The organism is Streptomyces sp. DSM 116793 (genome assembly GCF_057320905.1).
The window spans coordinates 8,031,047-8,047,980 of record NZ_CM170494.1 but is presented as its reverse complement, the minus strand read 5'-3'; the positions used below and the strand labels follow the sequence as shown (position 1 = coordinate 8,047,980).

19 protein-coding genes are annotated in these 16,934 nt (G+C 71.3%); 12 read left to right on the top strand and 7 right to left on the bottom strand.

Annotated features, from left to right (window positions below):
* Positions 1-40 precede the first annotated feature (40 nt).
* Together ACSMXW_RS31730 and ACSMXW_RS31725 are read left to right on the top strand one after the other, a co-directional pair.
* Entirely contained in the window at positions 41-751 is a 711-nt protein-coding gene (locus ACSMXW_RS31730) for a UbiX family flavin prenyltransferase (protein WP_485801396.1), read from the top strand.
* Between the two features lie 206 nt (positions 752-957).
* On the top strand, positions 958-2,838 hold the full coding sequence (locus tag ACSMXW_RS31725; RefSeq protein ID WP_485801395.1) for a lectin: 1,881 nt from the start codon (positions 958-960) through the stop codon (positions 2,836-2,838).
* 78 nt (positions 2,839-2,916) lie between these two features.
* On the opposite strand, the gene ACSMXW_RS31720 is transcribed toward ACSMXW_RS31725, so the two are convergent.
* The 4 genes from ACSMXW_RS31720 to ACSMXW_RS31705 form a co-directional block, all read right to left on the bottom strand.
* Entirely contained in the window at positions 2,917-3,750 is an 834-nt protein-coding gene (locus tag ACSMXW_RS31720; RefSeq protein ID WP_485808443.1) for a prephenate dehydratase, read from the bottom strand.
* Between the two features lie 206 nt (positions 3,751-3,956).
* A complete protein-coding gene (locus tag ACSMXW_RS31715) occupies positions 3,957-4,250 on the bottom strand; it encodes a hypothetical protein (protein WP_485801394.1) in 294 nt (97 codons plus the stop codon).
* Positions 4,251-4,254: 4 nt separating this feature from the next.
* A complete protein-coding gene (locus ACSMXW_RS31710) occupies positions 4,255-5,484 on the bottom strand; it encodes a cytochrome P450 (RefSeq protein WP_485801392.1) in 1,230 nt (409 codons plus the stop codon).
* On the bottom strand, positions 5,481-6,248 hold the full coding sequence (locus tag ACSMXW_RS31705; RefSeq protein ID WP_485801390.1) for a tRNA-dependent cyclodipeptide synthase: 768 nt from the start codon (positions 6,246-6,248) through the stop codon (positions 5,481-5,483). The genes ACSMXW_RS31710 and ACSMXW_RS31705 overlap by 4 nt, the downstream gene beginning before the upstream one ends.
* 378 nt (positions 6,249-6,626) lie before the next feature.
* On the opposite strand from ACSMXW_RS31705, the gene ACSMXW_RS31700 reads away from it, so the two are divergent.
* The 6 genes from ACSMXW_RS31700 to ACSMXW_RS31675 all read left to right on the top strand — a co-directional run bounded on the left by ACSMXW_RS31700 (position 6,627) and on the right by ACSMXW_RS31675 (position 13,057).
* Positions 6,627-7,979 (top strand): carotenoid oxygenase family protein, encoded by a 1,353-nt coding sequence (locus tag ACSMXW_RS31700; protein ID WP_485801389.1) that lies wholly within the window; start codon positions 6,627-6,629, stop codon positions 7,977-7,979.
* A 501-nt stretch (positions 7,980-8,480) separates the two neighbouring features.
* Positions 8,481-9,416 (top strand): metal ABC transporter solute-binding protein, Zn/Mn family, encoded by a 936-nt coding sequence (locus ACSMXW_RS31695; protein WP_485801387.1) that lies wholly within the window; start codon positions 8,481-8,483, stop codon positions 9,414-9,416.
* An 11-nt stretch (positions 9,417-9,427) separates the two neighbouring features.
* On the top strand, positions 9,428-10,297 hold the full coding sequence (locus ACSMXW_RS31690; RefSeq protein ID WP_485801386.1) for a metal ABC transporter ATP-binding protein: 870 nt from the start codon (positions 9,428-9,430) through the stop codon (positions 10,295-10,297).
* Positions 10,294-11,175, top strand: a complete 882-nt coding sequence (locus tag ACSMXW_RS31685) for a metal ABC transporter permease (protein WP_485801384.1) — start codon at positions 10,294-10,296, stop codon at positions 11,173-11,175. The genes ACSMXW_RS31690 and ACSMXW_RS31685 overlap by 4 nt, the downstream gene beginning before the upstream one ends.
* 133 nt (positions 11,176-11,308) lie before the next feature.
* Positions 11,309-11,884 carry a Fur family transcriptional regulator gene (locus ACSMXW_RS31680; protein WP_485801382.1) on the top strand — a complete coding sequence of 192 codons (576 nt, stop codon included), beginning with the start codon at positions 11,309-11,311 and terminating at the stop codon, positions 11,882-11,884.
* Between the two features lie 174 nt (positions 11,885-12,058).
* The gene (locus ACSMXW_RS31675; protein WP_485801380.1) at positions 12,059-13,057 is read left to right on the top strand and encodes an endonuclease/exonuclease/phosphatase family protein; all 999 of its coding nucleotides are present in this window, start codon (positions 12,059-12,061) and stop codon (positions 13,055-13,057) included.
* Positions 13,058-13,332: 275 nt separating this feature from the next.
* Here ACSMXW_RS31675 and rpsN read toward each other — a convergent pair whose 3' ends face one another.
* On the bottom strand, positions 13,333-13,638 hold the full coding sequence (gene rpsN, locus ACSMXW_RS31670; protein ID WP_485801378.1) for a 30S ribosomal protein S14: 306 nt from the start codon (positions 13,636-13,638) through the stop codon (positions 13,333-13,335).
* A complete protein-coding gene (gene rpmB / locus ACSMXW_RS31665) occupies positions 13,638-13,874 on the bottom strand; it encodes a 50S ribosomal protein L28 (RefSeq protein WP_485801376.1) in 237 nt (78 codons plus the stop codon). Before rpmB ends, rpsN begins: the two co-directional genes overlap by 1 nt.
* Positions 13,875-13,941: 67 nt before the next feature.
* On the opposite strand from rpmB, the gene rpmG reads away from it, so the two are divergent.
* The 4 genes from rpmG to rpsR all read left to right on the top strand — a co-directional run bounded on the left by rpmG (position 13,942) and on the right by rpsR (position 15,881).
* Entirely contained in the window at positions 13,942-14,106 is a 165-nt protein-coding gene (gene rpmG / locus ACSMXW_RS31660; protein ID WP_485801375.1) for a 50S ribosomal protein L33, read from the top strand.
* A 78-nt stretch (positions 14,107-14,184) separates the two neighbouring features.
* Positions 14,185-14,439, top strand: coding sequence for a 50S ribosomal protein L31 (locus ACSMXW_RS31655; protein WP_485801373.1), 255 nt, complete (start codon positions 14,185-14,187; stop codon positions 14,437-14,439).
* Entirely contained in the window at positions 14,439-15,590 is a 1,152-nt protein-coding gene (locus ACSMXW_RS31650) for a CobW family GTP-binding protein (RefSeq protein WP_485801371.1), read from the top strand. The genes ACSMXW_RS31655 and ACSMXW_RS31650 overlap by 1 nt, the downstream gene beginning before the upstream one ends.
* A gap of 48 nt (positions 15,591-15,638) precedes the next feature.
* Positions 15,639-15,881: a 30S ribosomal protein S18 gene (gene rpsR, locus ACSMXW_RS31645; RefSeq protein WP_485801369.1), complete on the top strand. Its 243-nt coding sequence runs from the start codon at positions 15,639-15,641 to the stop codon at positions 15,879-15,881.
* 27 nt (positions 15,882-15,908) lie between these two features.
* Here the strand turns inward: rpsR and ACSMXW_RS31640 are convergent, their stop codons facing one another.
* Positions 15,909-16,880: an ornithine cyclodeaminase family protein gene (locus ACSMXW_RS31640; protein ID WP_485801368.1), complete on the bottom strand. Its 972-nt coding sequence runs from the start codon at positions 16,878-16,880 to the stop codon at positions 15,909-15,911.
* Positions 16,881-16,934 lie beyond the last annotated feature (54 nt).

The following is a 16,934-nucleotide window of genomic DNA, read 5'->3' as shown; positions in this document are numbered from 1 at the left end:
CCTGTGCACCACCTCGTCGCCATCCCGGAAAGGGGCCGTCATGGTTCACCAGCCAACCACACCCAGGACGCCGTGGGTCGTCGGCATCACCGGCGCGAGCGGCACCCCGTACGCGGCGGCCGTCCTGCGGGGGATGCTCGACGCCGGTGAGGCGGTCGACCTCGTCGTCAGCAAGGCGGCCCGGCTGACCCTGCTCGACGAGACCGGGCTGACCTTCCGCGAGGCGCGGTGGCACGCGGACGTCAAGGCCTTCGTCGGCCGTGACCCCGGCGACATGGTGGTGTGGAGGGAGAACGACTTCGCCGCGGGGCCCGCCATCGGCAGCTACCCCACCCGCGGCATGGTCATCGTGCCGGCGACGACGGCCGCCGTCGCCGGCATCGCCACCGGCATGAGCAAGGACCTGATCCAGCGGGCGGCCGACGTGACCCTCAAGGAACGCAGGACGCTCGTCCTGGTGCCGCGGGAGGCACCGCTGCGCCGCGTCACCCTTCAGCAGCTGGCCGACCTGGCCGGGGAGGGAGCGGTGGTGCTGCCGGCCTCGCCGGGTTTCTACGCGGGCGCCCGTGACGTCCAGCAGTTGACCGACTTCGTCGCGGGCAAGGTGCTGGACCTCCTCGGCGTGCCGCACACGCTGTACACCCGGTGGCAGGGCCGGCTGGGTGCGGCGCGCGCGGAGTGCGGGGCGGGGTCGCGGGGGCGGGCGGCGTCCGAGGAGGACGCTCCGTCCGCCGGCCCCGCACGAGGATGACCCCCGGTACCGCACCCGCGCCCGTCCCGGGCCCCCGACCGGCAATGGTACGGACTTTTAGCGAAGGGTATCACCGCAGGTCATCCGGGGTACGGCGGTGTTTGCCGCACATGTGGCCTCTTGACGGGATGTTCCGGGGGCAGTTCACTCTCGCCGCGGCCCCACGGCCGCCCTCCCACCACCGGGCACGAGAAGGGCAGCACTCTATGGCGAGATCCACTGGCCTCCTGCGTCGTTGCACGAGATTCGCACTGGTCGGCGTCCTCGGTGTCACGGTCCTGACGCAGGTGGCCGCAGGCACCGCACAGGCCGCGGGCGAACAGGTGCACATCGCCCTGACCACCACGGACGACGCGGGGGGCCGGCATGTCACCCGTGGCCTCCAGGACCAGACCCCCATCGCCTTCCAGGCCGGCAGCGGCGGCGCGGGGACCACCCTCACCGTCGACGAGAACACCAAGTACCAGGAGTTCAGCGGCGCGGGAGCGTCCTTCACGGACACCGCGGCGTGGCTGATGAACAGCAGCGGGGCGCTGTCCCAGGCCACCCGCACCGACGTCATGAACAAGCTGTTCTCGCCGACCTCCGGCATCGGCATGAGCTTTCTGCGCAACCCGATGGGCGCCTCCGATCTGGCCCGGTACAGCTACACCTTCGACGACGTGCCGGCGGGCCAGACCGACCCCGGCCTCACGAACTTCAGCATCGCCCACGACCAGGCCGACGTGCTGCCGCTGACCAGGCAGGCCAAGCAGCTCAACCCGGCCCTCAAGGTCATGGCCTCGCCGTGGACCGCACCGCCGTGGATGAAGGACAACGACAGCTATGACCAGGGCTGGCTGGAGTCCCAGTACTACGGCGCCTACGCCCAGTACTTCGTGAAGTACATCCAGGCGTACCAGAGCGCCGGAGTGCCCATCGACTACGTCTCGGAGCAGAACGAGCCGACCTGCTGCGGCGGTTACCCGTCCATGCAGTGGAACGGCTCGGGGCTCGCGTACTTCGCCAAGAACAACCTCCTGCCGGCGCTGCACAACGCGAACCTGAAGACCAAGGTCCTCGCCCTCGACTGGAACCCCGACTCGTACGCCGGGTACGCGCAGCCGACCGTGGACGACGCCGCGATCCGTGACGACCCGAACTTCGGGGGCATCGCCTACCACGGCTACACCGGCCACATCGACACGCAGACGACGGTCCACGACCAGTACCCGGACGTCCCCGCCTTCGACACCGAGCACTCCGGCGGCACCTGGATCGCGGACCAGCAGAAGGAGGACATGACCAACCTGGTCGACTACTTCCGCAACTGGGGCCAGAGCTGGGTCAAGTGGAGCCTCGCCGTCGACCAGAACATGGGCCCGCACAACGGGGGCTGCGGCACCTGCACCGGCCTGATCACCGTGCACAACGGCGACAGCCGCAGCGGCCAGGTCGACTACACGGTCGAGTACTACACGATGGGCCACGTCACCAAGTTCGTGCGGCCCGGGGCCCGGCGCATCGCCTCGACCGCCTCCAGCGCCGTCCCCAACGTCGCCTGGCAGAACCCCGACGGCGGCAAGGCGCTCATCGCCTACAACCCGTCCACGTCGGCCCAGCAGATCAAGGTCGTCTGGGGCGGCGAGTCGTTCGGCTACTCGCTGCCGGGCAGGACCTCCGCGACGTTCACCTGGGCGGGCACCCAGAGTGGCGGCTCCGACAGGTCGGGCACCCTCACGGGTCTCGGCGGCAAGTGCCTGGACGTCGCCGGCGGCTCGACGGCCAACGGAACGGCCGTCCAGATCTACACCTGCAACGGCTCCGCGGCACAGCGGTGGACCCTGAAGGCCGACGGTTCGGTGCAGGCACTCGGCAAGTGCCTGGACGTCGCCGCCGCCTCGACCGCGGACGGGGCCAAGGTCCAGCTGTACGACTGCAACGGCACCGGCGCCCAGCAGTGGCGCCTGGAGCCGGCCGGTGACCTGGTCAACGCCGGGGCCGACAAGTGCCTGGACGTGACGGACATGTCGTCGGCCGACGGGACGAAGGTCCAGTTGTGGACCTGCACGGGCACGGCCAACCAGAAGTGGCAGCTGCACACCTGATCCACGGGCCGGCCGAGGCGCCCGTCCGGCTCTCCCCGTGAGGCGCGGACGGGCGCCCCGGCGCCCGCCGGCCGGAGGTCAGCGCCTCTGGAGGCGATAGGAATGGGCGGGATACACGCCCAGCGTCCTGACCCGGGTCGAGAAGAACCGCATCTCTTCGAGAGCCAGCGCCACGTGCGCCTCCTCGGGGTGCCCCTCGATGTCCACATAGAACATGGTCGCCTGGAAATTCGGGGCCTGATAGCTCTCGATCTTGGTGAGGTTGACGCCGTTGCTGGCGAATCCACCCAACACCTTGTAGAGCGACGAGGGAATGTTCCTGACCTCGAAGAAGAGCGTGGTCACCGTCTTCTGCCCGGTCCACGGGAAATCCGGTGCCTTCGCCTTCAGGACGAGGAACCGGGTGGTGTTGTCCGGGTCGTCCTCGACTCCGGACGCGAGGATCGACAGGCCGTGCAGACCCGCCGCGGCCGGCGGCGCCAGGGCGGCCTCAGCCGGATCGCCGTACTCCGCGACCTCGCGGGCCGCGCCCGCTGTGTCGGCGGCCACGACCGCCTTCCAGTCGTGGGCGCCGATGATCTTCCTGCACTGGGCCAGTGCGTGCACATGGCTACGGACGCTGCGAATACCGTCGACGGTGGTGCCCGGAAGTGCCATCAGGTCGAAATGGATGGGCAGGAAATACTCGGCCACGATAGTCAGACCAGAATTCGGCAGAAGGTGGTGCACATCCGCCACGCGACCCGCGATCGAATTGTCGACCGGAATGACTGCCGCGTCCGCCACACCACGCTTCACCGCGTCCAGGGCGTCATTGAAGGTCTCGCAAGGAATTTGAACACTGTCCGCGTACATATCCTCGCATGCGGTAGCCGAGTTGGATCCCGGCTCACCCTGGTACGCGATCGTCATAGCCATGCGGCCAGTCTACCTGCACACTTGCTACCGGAAAGCCGCCTCAGCGACGGCCACGGCATTCACGTCCCGTCACCGCGGAGCAGGGCCACGGCGTGGATTCCGGCACCTCAGGCGCGGAATGAGTGAATTCTTCGCGGCACGACCGGCACGGCCCGCGGAACTCTCAGGAGCGGGCCCACCCCGCCCACCCCGTGAGACTTTCAGGAGTGTCCGACCCCCGAGGACGGACGGGTGTCATTCGCCCGGGCGACGCCGGCGGTGAGCAGGCGGAGCAGACGCAGGGCGGTGGCGTGCTGCTCGGGGGTCAGGCCCATGGCCTCGCCGATGGCCACGGGGACACCGCGGGCCCCCTCCCGGAGTTCCGCACCGGCCCGGGTGAGGTGTACGGCGATGGAGCGTTCGTCGTCGTGGCGCCGCTCACGGTGGACCAGGCCGGCGGCCTCCAGGCGCAGGGGCAGGGCGGTGACCGGGGGACCTGCTGCTCGCCCGGTCACCGCCTCACCACGTGACCGGCACACCCTCGGGAATGCGGAAGGCCACATCCCGCCGCCACCGCACCCGGTCAGGGGGCACCGCGAGCCGCCATTCGGGAGCGGACTCGCCCGTCAGCACCCCTACCACCGCGCCCAGTTGCATCCGCGCCAGACGGTTGCCGGGGCAGTGGTGCTTGCCGTGGCTGAAGCCGAGGTGGGGGCCGTCCGCGCGGGTCGGGACGAAGCTGTCCGGATCGGGGAAGGCGGACGGGTCGTGATTGGCGGATTCCAGGGCCAGGAGGACGCACTCCCCGGCCCTGACGGTCATGCCGTCGATCTCCACGTCGCCGGTCGCCACGCGTTTCGCGCCGCCGGTGGCCATGGGGGTGTAACGCAGCAGTTCCTCCACGGCCGCCGGCACGAGCGCGGGGTCCGCACGCAGCGCGGCCAGCGCCCGAGGGTGCCGCGCCAGCGTGACCAGGGCGTTGGCCAGGAAGCTGGACGACGTGCGGTAGCCGGCCACGAAGAAGGAGGTGGCGAGTTCGGCCAGGTCGTCCCGGCGGAGGCGGCCGTCGCCGTCGGCGCGCGCCAGGCGCTTGATCAGGTGCTCGCCGGGGGCGTCGCAGAGGTGCGGCAGGTGATCCAGGAAGAACCGGTGCACGGCGTTGACCGCGGAGGCCTGCTCCTCGCGCGTGTGGCCCCGCCAGGTGAGGATCGTGTCGCACCACCTGTCCAGCCGTGCCCGCGCGTCCGCGTCGAGCGGGCCGAGCAGCACGCGGCAGACCACGGCGAACGGCAGGCGTACCGCGAAGGCGGGGTAGAGGTCGGCGGGCGGGCCGTGGGCGATCAGGTCCGCCATGATGTCCCCGGTCCGCCGGCGCGTCCATTCCTCGTGCTGGCGTACGGCGCGCAGTCCGAGGCCGTCGGCCATCAGCTTGTGCAGTCCGGCTTCCCGCAGCCTCGTCACGGAGTCACCGCTGCCGCCCTCGGCACGCAGCGGGACCGGTTCCTGGCGTGGTGCGTCCGGTTCCAGAGCGGCCGACATGCTCATCCGGGGGTCGGCGAGCAGCCTGCGCACGACGTCGTAGCGGGTGGCCAGCCACACGCGGTCGCCGGTCACGGTGACGACCGGATGCAGGGGCGCGGGTGCGGCACGCAGGTGCGCGTAGCGCGGGGAGAGGTCCTGCCCCCAGTCGTCGAAGGGGAAGGCAGGGGCCGGTCCGTCGGCGAGTGTCCCGTCGGACGGTTCGGTCACGGCCGCTTCTCCTTTCCGGCGGGGGTGTCCGCCGCGGGCGACGGCTCCGCCTCCGGACGGGGCCGGACGACGGCGAACGCCTGATGGGGCGAGGCGAACAGGCTCCCGAAGCCCAACGGGGTGAGGGGGAGCACGCGGTGGTACACGTGCACCGACGACGGCACCCCCAGGATGCCCGGTGTGTCCGTGACCAGTGGCATCTCGGCGATCAGGTACCGCATACCCTCCTCGATCTGGGCCTGCGTGGGAACGGCCTGGTCCGGCGCTTGGGACCTGGCCCTCAGCTGCGACGTCAGCGCCGCCTCGGTGGCCTCGTGGAAGACCTTGCGGACCGCCGGGTCACGGGCGATCGCCTGCTCGCAGCGGGCGAGGAGTTCCCGGTACCGCGGGTGGTCGGTGAACTCGGACAGGGTGCGGACGTGGTGCCGCTCCGCCGGGGCGCCGCTGGCCTGCCAGGCCCGCGCGATGCGGCGGCAGGTCTGGCGTGTGGCGCGCCGGGCCCGCAGGTCCGCCTGCTCGGGCGGTGCGCCCAGCGCGGTGAACGTGTGGACGAGTGCGCTGTCGGCGACGATCGCGTCCACGCGGGCGAAGACGCCGTCGGCCCAGCGCAGCAACCGTTTCAGGCGTTCGTGGCTGAAGTAGCCGTTGCCGGGGCTCACGCCGATCAGGGCGTGGTCGGCTCGGGCGTAGATCGTGTGGCAGTTGGCGGTGTACGGCTCGACGGTGAAGTCTGCCGGACCGTCCTCCCTGGTGGTGTGGTCCATGTCTCTCCCGCGCGTCGAAGCACAGGGCCCGGCCTGTGCGGCCACGTCGGCGGCCGGCCCTGCGGACGGTTCTCACACCACGTAAGAGGCCGAATACGTGAAGTTACAACGCGCTTACAGCGACCCGCGGAAGCACGGTCATCCGCGGGGGCGTCCGGCGCGCCCCTCGACTGCCCCGGCAGGCGCCCGGAGCGAACGGCCGCGCCGACCGCTCCACGGCGGGCCCGATATTCCACTATTGACACGTCACCAGCAAAGCTTCTACCTTAGACAGGTCACAATAGGAATGTTGGCTCGGCGAGTCGCCCACCGCCTCTCGCCCAAGGGATCGACCCGGCACATGACCCGGCACATCAAGGCACAGCAGGGAGCCGTCGCGTGACCCCCACCGGTCCTCCGCCCGCGCCGTTCCACCTCCGCGGCAACCACGCCCCCGTCGAGGCCGAGCGCACGGCCCACGACCTCCCGGTCACCGGCAGCATTCCGCCCGAACTCACCGGCTGCTATCTGCGCAACGGCCCCAATCCGCGCACGCCCTCCGACCACTGGTTCACCGGCGAGGGAATGCTCCACGGAGTGCGCCTGGACGGCGGACGCGCCGCCTGGTACCGCAACCGCTGGGTGCGCACCAAGTCCTTCACCGACGGCTCCCGGGTCTACGGCCCCGACGGGAGCCGGGACATCACGGCCGGGCAGGCCAACACGCACGTCGTGCACCACGCCGGCCGCTCGTTCGCCCTCGTGGAGTCGTCCCTGCCGTACGAGATCGCCTGCACGGCGGACGGTCTCGACACGATCGGGCCCTACGACTTCGGCGGTCGGCTGTCCACCTCCATGACGGCCCATCCGAAGGCGTGCCCGGAGACCGGTGAGTTGCACTTCTTCGGCTACGGCAGCCTCACACCGCCCTATGTCACCTACCACCGCGCCGACGCCGGAGGAAACCTGGCGGTCAGCCGCCCCGTCGACGTCCCCAAGCCCACGATGATGCACGACTTCGCGCTGACCGGCCGCCATGTCGTCTTCATGGATCTCCCGGTGGTCTTCGACCCCGGCAAGGCCGGGCGAGGCGGCATGCCCTACGGCTTCGACCCGGGCTACGGCGCCCGGCTCGGCCTCCTGCGGCGCGACGATCCGCACTCCCCCGTCCGCTGGTTCGACATCGCGCCCTGCTATGTCTTCCACACGCTCAACGCCCATGAGGACGGCGCCGGACGGATCGTCGTCCACGTGGTCCGCTATCCCCATCTGTGGTGGGACGGCCACGCGGACCCCGATGCCGTGCTGTGGCGGTGGACCGTCGATCCGGTCGCCGGAACCGTGCGCGAGGAACAGATCGACGACCGCCCCTGTGAGTTCCCGAGGATCGACGACCGGTTCGCCGGACGGCCGGTGGCCCACGGTCACGTCACGGACATGGCGCCCGCGCACTCGGGGCGCCGCGCGGCCATCGTCCGGTATGCGCTGCACGGCGCCTCGGGTCGGGCGGTGCACGAGTTCGCGTCCGGGCGCACGCCGGGCGAGGCGTCGTTCGTCGCCCGCGCCGGCGATCCGGCCGGCGAGGGCTGGCTGATGACCTACGTCTACGACGCCGCCCATGACCGCAGCGACCTCGTGATCCTCGACTCGGCCCGCCTCGACGCGGATCCGGTTGCCGCGATCCACCTGCCGTGGCGGGTACCGTACGGCTTTCACGGCAACTGGCTCCCCGACGGCACCGCGTCGGCCTGAGCGCCGGCCCGGGGTGTCCCACGGCGATCCGGACGAGTCGCACGGCGCAGTCTGCCCCGGAGACCTCCGGACGGGTCCAAACCGGTATCGGCCATGTCACCGAGAGCGTGAACGCCGCCTTCGCCCCTGTCGTGTACACAGGGGGCCGAGAGATCTTCCGGATATGCCCTGAGGGACGTGCAGGTGGCCGGCGTGACCATTCCCGCCGGGGACCCGGTACTGCTCTGCATCGGCGGCGCGGCCACCGACCCGGCGCGGCCCGACCGCGCCACGTCCCGCCTCCGGCTGACCCTTGACCTGGCCGTCGCAGGTCGGCACCGGCCCAGGACACATCGCCGCATGGCCCGGCACATCAACAATCGGCAACGATTTTCATCTCATCCCACACCAGGTATGGTCTTGACATTCATTTCCATCTAGCGTGGTGCCCGCCCGGGTCACCCCGGTCGATCCCCTCTCGCGAAGACGCGAAGACCCGTTCCAACCCGTCCTGGAGGAGCCATGCCCCCGTACCCGTCCCGCCGCCTGGCGCTGATCACCGGCGCGTCTCTTGCTCTGCTGGCAGGCTGCGGCAGTTCGTCGGACTCCTCAGGCGGCGGGAGCGCCTCGCCGGGCTCGTCATCGTCGTCCAGGATCACGGTGGTCGCCTCGACGAACGTCTACGGCGACATCGTCGGCCGGATAGGCGGCAGAAAGGTCGACGTCACCTCGATCATCAGCAACCCCGACCAGGACCCGCACTCCTACGAGGCCGACACCCAGAACCAGCTGGCGCTGTCCAAGGCGAAGGTCGTCGTCGAGAACGGCGGCGGCTACGACGACTTCATCGACCGGATGCTGAAGAGCGGCAACTCCTCCGCCGAGGTGATCAACGCGGTCAAGGTCTCCGGCAAGACCGCGCCGAAGGGCGGCGAGCTCAACGAGCACGTCTGGTACGACTTCCCCTCCGTGGCGAAGATCGCCGACCGGATAGCCGCCGCCCTGGGCAAGGCCGACCCCGGCGACGCCGCCACGTTCACCAAGAACGCCGCGGCCTTCAAGGCGGAGCTCAAGCCGCTGGAGAAGAAGGAAGCCGGGATCAAGCAGGACCACGGCGGCGACGGCGTGGCCATCACCGAGCCCGTGCCGCTCTACATGCTCCAGGCGAGCGGCCTGGTCAACATGACCCCCGCCGACTTCAGTGAGGCCATCGAGGAGGGCGACGACGTCTCCCCGAGCATCCTGCGGGACACCCTGGAGCTGTTCACCACCAAGAAGGTCAAGGCACTCGTCTACAACGAGCAGACGTCCGGCCAGCAGACGGAGAAGGTCGAGCAGGCCGCCAAGACGTCCGGCATCCCCGTCGTGCCGGTGACCGAGACCCTCCCCCAGGGCAAGGACTACCTCGGCTGGATGACGGACAACGTCGACGCGCTCGCGAGCGCGCTGGACAAGTGAGGCGGCCGGGCATGCCCGCCGTGCGCCAGGCCCGCCCGGTCGAGGCCGGACCCCGCGGCCTCGACACCGACGCGGTGATCAGCGTGCGCGACGCGGCCCTGTCCTACGGCGAGCGCACGGTGTGGCGCGATCTGGCACTCGACGTGCGCCCCGGGGAGTTCCTTGCCGTGCTCGGGCCGAACGGCTCCGGCAAGTCCAGCCTGGTACGCGCCCTGCTGGGCCGGCAGCCGCTGTCCGCCGGCACGCTCACCGTCCTCGGCCGGCCGCCCCGCGAGGCGAGCCGGCACATCGGCTACGTCCCGCAGCAGTCCTCCCTGTCCGCGCAGACGATGCTGCGCGCCCGCGACCTCGTGCGGTTCGGCATCGACGGGCACCGGTTCGGACCGCGGCCGCGCACCGCCGCGGTCCGCAGGCGGGTGGACGAGATCCTCGCGTCGGTCGGGGCCTCGGCGTACGCCGACGTCCCGGTCGGACTGCTGTCCGGTGGCGAACGGCAGCGCGTACGCATCGGGCAGGCCCTGGCGACCGACCCGCGGATCCTGCTGTGCGACGAGCCGCTGCTCTCCTTGGACCTGCACCACCAGCGGGCGGTCACCGAACTGGTGGACGCCCGGCGCCGCTCCCACGGCACGGCGGTGGTCTTCGTGACGCACGAGATCAACCCGGTGCTCGGGCTGGTGGACCGCGTGCTGTACCTGGCGCGGGGCGGCTACCGGGTCGGCGCCCCGGAGGACGTGCTGACCTCCGCGTCCCTGTCCCAGCTGTACGGCACGCAGGTCGACGTCGTCCGTGTGCACGGCCGGGTCGTGGTCGTGGGGGCGCCCGACGAGCCGACCGCGCCACCCCACCATCCCCACGAGACCGACGGAGTCCGCCCATGACCCTCGCCGACGGGTTCTGGCACCAGATCTTCAGCTTCGACAACTACGGCGAACTCCTGGCGCTGGTCCGCAACTCCCTCATCGCCGGGGCCGCACTCGGGCTGATCGGCGGCCTCGCCGGAGTCTTCGTCATCATGCGCGACCTGCCCTTCGCGGTGCACGGCATCAGCGAGCTGTCCTTCGCGGGCGCGTCGGCGGCGCTGCTGCTGGGGGCGAACGTCGTCGTGGGCTCGATCGCCGGCTCGCTCATCGCGGCCTGCACGATCGGCGTCCTGGGCACGCGCGCACGGGACCGCAACTCGGTGATCGGCATCATCATGCCGTTCGGCCTCGGCCTGGGCGTGCTCTTCCTCGCCCTCTACAAGGGCCGCGCGGCCAACAAGTTCGGCCTCCTCACCGGCCAGATCGTGGCCGTCGACACCCCCCAGATGTCCTGGCTGCTCGGCACGTCCTGCGTCGTGCTCATCGCCCTCGCGGTCATCTGGCGGCCGCTGGCCTTCGCCAGCGCCGATCCCGAGGTCGCCGAGGCCCGCGGCGTGCCGGTGCGGACGCTGTCCGTCGCGTTCATGCTCGTGCTCGGACTCGCGGTCGCCCTGTCGGTGCAGGTCGTCGGGGCGTTGCTGGTCCTCACCCTCGTCGTCACGCCCGCCGCGGCCGCCGCCCGTGTCACCGCGTCACCCGTGCTGCTGCCGATCCTCAGCATGGTCTTCGCCGTCGCCTCGATCGAGGGCGGCATCCTGCTGGCCCTCGGCAGCAGCATTCCCATCAGCCCCTATGTCACGACGATCTCGTTCGCCGTCTACCTGGCATGCCGGCTGCTGGGCGCCTACCGGACGCGGCGGTGGGGGGCCAGGAGGGCGGTCCCGCAACCCGCCTGAACGGCAAGGCCTCGCGGCCCGCGCCGCGACGCCCAACGCACCGACGAAGCACCCCCCCTTTATGGACTTGGGTTTCATTTTCATCTAGGCTGGGAGGGTCCAGTCGGCGGTGTCCTCCTGGGGGTGATGTGCCGTGGGCGGTCGGACAACCCGGCAACGAAGAGCGGTCCTGCGTGCGCTCGCGGGCGGCCAGGACTTCGTGTCGGCCCGCGAGTTGCATGCCCTGCTGGTCGCCGACGGCCACCCGATCGGCCTGACCACCGTCTACCGTGCGCTGCGCGACCTCGAGGTGGAGGGCGCGGTGGACGTCGTGCACGACGAGCGGGCCGTGGACGGGGCACAGGAGGGCGCCTCCCGCACCCGAAGGCTCCCGGGAGAGCGCGGGCGGCTCTACCGCCTGCGGACTGCCGACGGGCACCGCCACTATCTGATCTGCCGCTGCTGCGGCCGCAGTCGTCCGCTGGACTCGGATGTCGTCGAGGACTGGGCCGCGCGCGTCGCCGCCGACACCGGGTTCGCCGCAGTGGAGCACACCGTCGAACTGACGGGCCTGTGCGCCGACTGCCATCTCAGCGGGAGAGAGCGGGAAGGGCCACCGTGTCACGTGGCGCCCGCCCGCCTCGGCGGCCGGGGCCCGCGCAGCGGGCCGGTGGAGCACGGTGGGGCCCTCCCCCAACGGATCGACGCCTCGGGGTCGCCCTCGCGGTGAGCCGACGTCAGCTCGCCCACACGGGACGGCGGCGCGGGGGTCTACGCATCGAGGCGTGCCGCGAACCCCTTGGCGATCTGCGCGACCGGCGGCTCGCCGAGCCGCTTACCTCACCATACGTGACTGATTTATTAGCATATGTCCCCTCGGCCATGGCGAGCCCTGGGGGCACCTGTGACACAGATCCGGATTGCCACGTTCAACCTGGAGAACCTCGACGAGACCGCGCCCGGCGCGCGTCCCTCGCTGGATGAACGCATCACGCTGATGAAACCGCAGATCACGCGACTGCGCGCCGATATCGCCTGCTTCCAGGAAGTCCACGGCCAGGAGAGCCCCGGCCAGCCTCGTGCGCTGCTGGCGCTGAAGAAGCTGCTCGCGGGGACCAACCTCGACGGGGCCGCCCTGATCAGCACCAGGCCGGAGAACGACGCGGTATTCGACGAGCGCAACGTGGTCATCGCCACCCACCTGCCCGTCATCAAGCACCAGCAGCTGAAGAACGAGCTGGTCGCCGAGCCCCGCTACCAGCGGCTCACCGCCGCGCCCGCCGACCTGGAGCCCATCCCGATCGGTATCGAGCGGCCCATCCTGCACGCGCAGATCGACATCGACCACACCCACCCCGGCCGCCTGCTGCACGTCATCACCGTGCACCTGAAGTCCAAGATCCCCACCGACATCCCCGGCCAGGTGATCGACCCCAGGAAGGGTATCTGGCGCACCGCCGACGCCTGGGCCGAAGGCAGCTTCCTGTCGTCCATGAAGCGCATGAGCCAGGCCCTGGAAGTCAGGCGTCTCATCGACCAGATCCTCGGCGACGATCCGGACGCGCGCATCATCGTCGCCGGTGACTTCAACGCCGAGCCCTTGGAAGTCCCGATCCTGGCGATCTGCGGCAATGTGGAGGACACCGGGAACCGCGACCTCGCCACCCGGGTCCTGGTCCCCATCGAGCACACCATCCCCCGTGAGGCCCGTTACACCTACCTCCACCACGGCCGCGGCCAGATGCTCGACCACATGCTCGTCACCCGCAACCTCCTGGCCCACTACCGCGGCTCGGAGATCCACAACGAGCTTCTCCACGACGACTCCCTCGCCTTCGCCACGGAGGACAAGTACCCGGAGTCCGACCACGCCGCCGTGGTCGCCACCTTCGACTTCCCCTGAGCGCACGGGCCGCCGGTCCGCCAGCCCGGCCGGCACCCCGGGGCAACCCCTCGCAGCGCGCAATTGCGCTCGGGCGCGCAGGGCCGGCCCCAGGAGGCCGCGGTCGCCTTCCGGCACCGGGCCGCCGCCCTCGTCACCGCCCGGTACGGCATCCCGGGTACAGACGACAAGGGGGGCGGCCGCTTCGGGCGTGGCGGTGCCGCCTTCCGTGGGGGCGCGGCTCCGGGCAGGAGCCGCGCCCTTACGGCACCCGCGTCAGGGCGGAGGTGCCGTGCTCACCAGGAGGACTTGGTGACACCGGGCAGGAAGCCGGCGTGCGCCTGCTCGCGCACCCGGATGCGGGAGAGTCCGAACTTGCGCAGGTGGCCCCGGGGGCGGCCGTCGACGCTGTCGCGGTTGCGCACCCGCGTGGCGCTGGCGTCCCGAGGCTGCCGGCGCAGTTCGGCGAAGGCGGCGACGCGCTCGGCCTCCGTCGAGCCGGGACGCCGGATGATCTCCTTCAGTTCGGCACGCCGGGCGGCGTACCGCGCGACGACGGCCTTGCGCTTCTCGTTCTTCGCGATCTTGCTGCGCCTGGCCATCAGACCTTCACCCCCCGGGCACGGATGCGGGCGACAGCCGCCTCCACACCGATGGCATCGACGATTTTGATCCCCCGGGCGCTCAGCGTCAGGCGCACATAGCGGCCCTCGCCGGGCAGCCAGTACCGCCTGCGCTGGATGTTCGGATCGAAGCGGCGGGAGGTGCGCCGGTGCGAGTGGGAGATGCGGTTGCCGAAGACCGGCTGCGCACCGGTCAGTTGGCAGTGTGCGGACACGGGACGACCTACCTCTCCGGGACCGAGTAGCTATCGATAATGGAAACCATTCCCATATAGTACCGCCATGGCTCGCAACGAACTCCGCCCGGTCATCAAGCTCCGCTCCACCGCGGGAACCGGCTACACCTACGTGACCCGCAAGAACCGCCGGAACGACCCGGACCGCCTGGTGCTGCGCAAGTACGACCCGATCGCCCGCCGTCACGTCGACTTCCGAGAAGAACGCTGACCGGAACGCCACCGACCGCGACGCCCGCACTCCACCGCCCACCGCCCACCGCCCCCACGCACGCACCAGGGAGCCCACATGAAACCCGGTATCCACCCCGCGCACGGTCCCGACGTCCTCCGTGACGACGCCGCCGGCTCCGTCCCCCCGGCCCGCTCGACGCTCACCGGCGACGCCGGCACCGAGTGGGGGGACGGCCGCGCCCGTCCCGTCGTGGACGCCGGCATCTCCTCGGCGAGGCATCCCCTCTCCACCGGTACGGCGCGCGTCCTCGACACCGCGGGCCGCGTGGAGGGCTTCGAACGCCGCCACGGCCGATTCGAGGCCCGGTGATGAGGAAGGACGGCCGGCTGCCGGTCGTCATCGTCGGCGGCCTGCACACCGATGCCCGCACACAGGTCGTCGACCGCCTGCTGGAAGCGGTGCCGGGCGGCGTCGCACTCCACCACGACCTGGCCACCGCGGGCGAGGGAACGGTACGGCGACACGTACGGGCCGCGTCAGGCGTCCTGACCTCGGGCAAGGCCCCGCTGGTCAACGACTGCGCCTGCTGCGCCCTGCGCGAGGACCTCCTCCCGGAGCTGGCACGCCTGGCCGCCCACGGAGGGACACCGCTGGCGATCGTCGAGCTGTGGGACTCGGTCGAGCCCAAGGCCATGGCGGAGCTCATCACCGCACAGGGCGACAGCGGCGTGACACTCACCAACGTGATCACCGCGGTCGACCCCGCACTGGTCCTGCCCTACCTCGCGAACGGCGACGACCTGGCGGAGGCCGGACTCGCGGCGGCGGCGACGGACCAGCGCACCGTCGCCGACACCTTCGCCCGCCAGCTGGAGTACGCACCCGTCCTCGCCCTGGTGGACAGCGAGGACGCGGACGAACAGGACCGCGCCCTGCTGACGCAGCTGCACCCCACCGCGCGCCACGTCAACGCCACCGCCGACGAGCTCCCGCAGCTCGCGTTCGCCGGTTTCGACGTGGAGGCGGCGGCCGCCGCCCAGCACCCGGCGTGTGCGCTCCTGCCGCAGGAGGCCGACGAGGCGGGCATCGCCACGCTGGTCTGGCACCGCACCCGCCCCTTCCACCCCGAACGCCTCTACCGGGCGCTGGAAGACCTGTGCTGCGCGGCAGCACGCAGCAGGGGCCGCTTCTGGCTCGCCGACCGCCCGGACACCCTGCTCGCCTGGGACGCCGCCGGCGGCGCCCTCAGCGTCGAGAGCGGGGGCCCCTGGCTGGCCTGTCTGCCCGACGCGGCCTGGGACCTTCTTCCCGCGGTGCGACGGGCGGCCGCCGCCCTGGACTGGCACCCGGAGCACGGCGACCGCTGCCAGCACCTCGTCTTCACCTCTCCCGGCCTCGACCGCACCGGCATCGAGCGGCTTCTGGACTCCTGCCTGCTCACCGATGCCGAGTACGCGGCCGGGCCGGAGGAATGGCGGCGCCTGCCGGGCGCCTTCGACTCCCTCCTCGACCCCGCGTGACCCGTGGCCCCGCCACTTCGCACAACCACTCCTACGCAAGGAATCCGCATGCCCCGTCGAAAAGACAGCCGCAAGCCGGTGAAGGCGCGCTCGAACCCCCTGGATGCGGCCGGCATCACCTACATCGACTACAAGGACACCGCTCTGCTGCGGAAGTTCATCTCCGACCGCGGGAAGATCCGCAGCCGGCGCGTCACCCACGTCACCGCCCAGCAGCAGCGCCAACTCGCCACGGCCATCAAGAACGCCCGCGAGATGGCCCTGCTGCCCCACTCCGGCAAGCGGGCCTGACGCCGCCGGGATCCGCCGGCCGAGCTGTCATCCCGTCCTTGACGCGGCTTCCCCGCCCTCCCGCAGCAGCAGGTCCAGGACGGCCGAGGCGAGTGCGGCGTCGAGCGCCCCGACGCCGGTGAGGTCGGCGACCGTGACCGCCCCGTCCGGCCGTGCCGCGGGCGCCTTGAGGAGGAGGCCCGCCGGGGTGTCGCGGTCCGCCGTGGTGGTGCCGGAGCGCACGGCGTTGCCGAAGTCGCCGTGGCCGAGACACTGGGCGTGGTCGTCCGTGGCGATCAGGCCCGCGCGGCCGAACAGGGCGGCCGGGAGCTCGTTCTTGTGCGGCATGTCCGTACCGATCCCCGTCACGTGCGCGCCCTCGCGCACGTCGGCGGCGTCCAGAACCGGACGGGTGGCGGGAGTCGCGGTGACGACGATGTCCGCGCCCGCCGCCTCCCGCGCGGTGGCGGGCCGGGCGGGGAGGTCGTGGGCGACCAGCCACTCGCAGGCCGCCCGGGACGTCTCGGAGGTCCTGCCGTGGACGAGCACGCGGCTGAGCGGCCGGAGCCGGGAGAGCCAGAGCGCCTGGCGGCGGGCCTGGTCGCCCGTGCCGAAGACGGCGAGCGTGCCGGCGTCGGGCCGGGCCATCGCATGGGTGACGAGGGCGCCGGAGGCGGCCGTGCGCACCGCGGTGAGCAGGCCGCGGTCGTCGAGGACCGCCCGGACCTGGCCGGTCGTGGCACTGACGACGCAGACGAGACCGTGGTTGGAGGGAAGGCCGCGCGACGGGTTCTGGTAGAAACCCGTGGCGATCTTGACCGTGAAGTCGGCGGCGCCGGTGACCCGCCCCGCCTTCACGTGACAGTCCCCGTCCGCCTCGGGGAACTCCATGGACAGGGGCGGTGGCACGGTGGTCCTGCCCTCGGCGTGGGCGATCAGCGCGTCGCGGACGGTGTCCAGGACCAGGTGCGGTGTGACGGCGTCCCGGATGGCGGCGGCGCCGAAGACGGGCAGTGTCATCGGCGGCCTCGCGTCCACCGGGCGAAGAAGCGGGTCATGAGCTGTTCCTTCCCC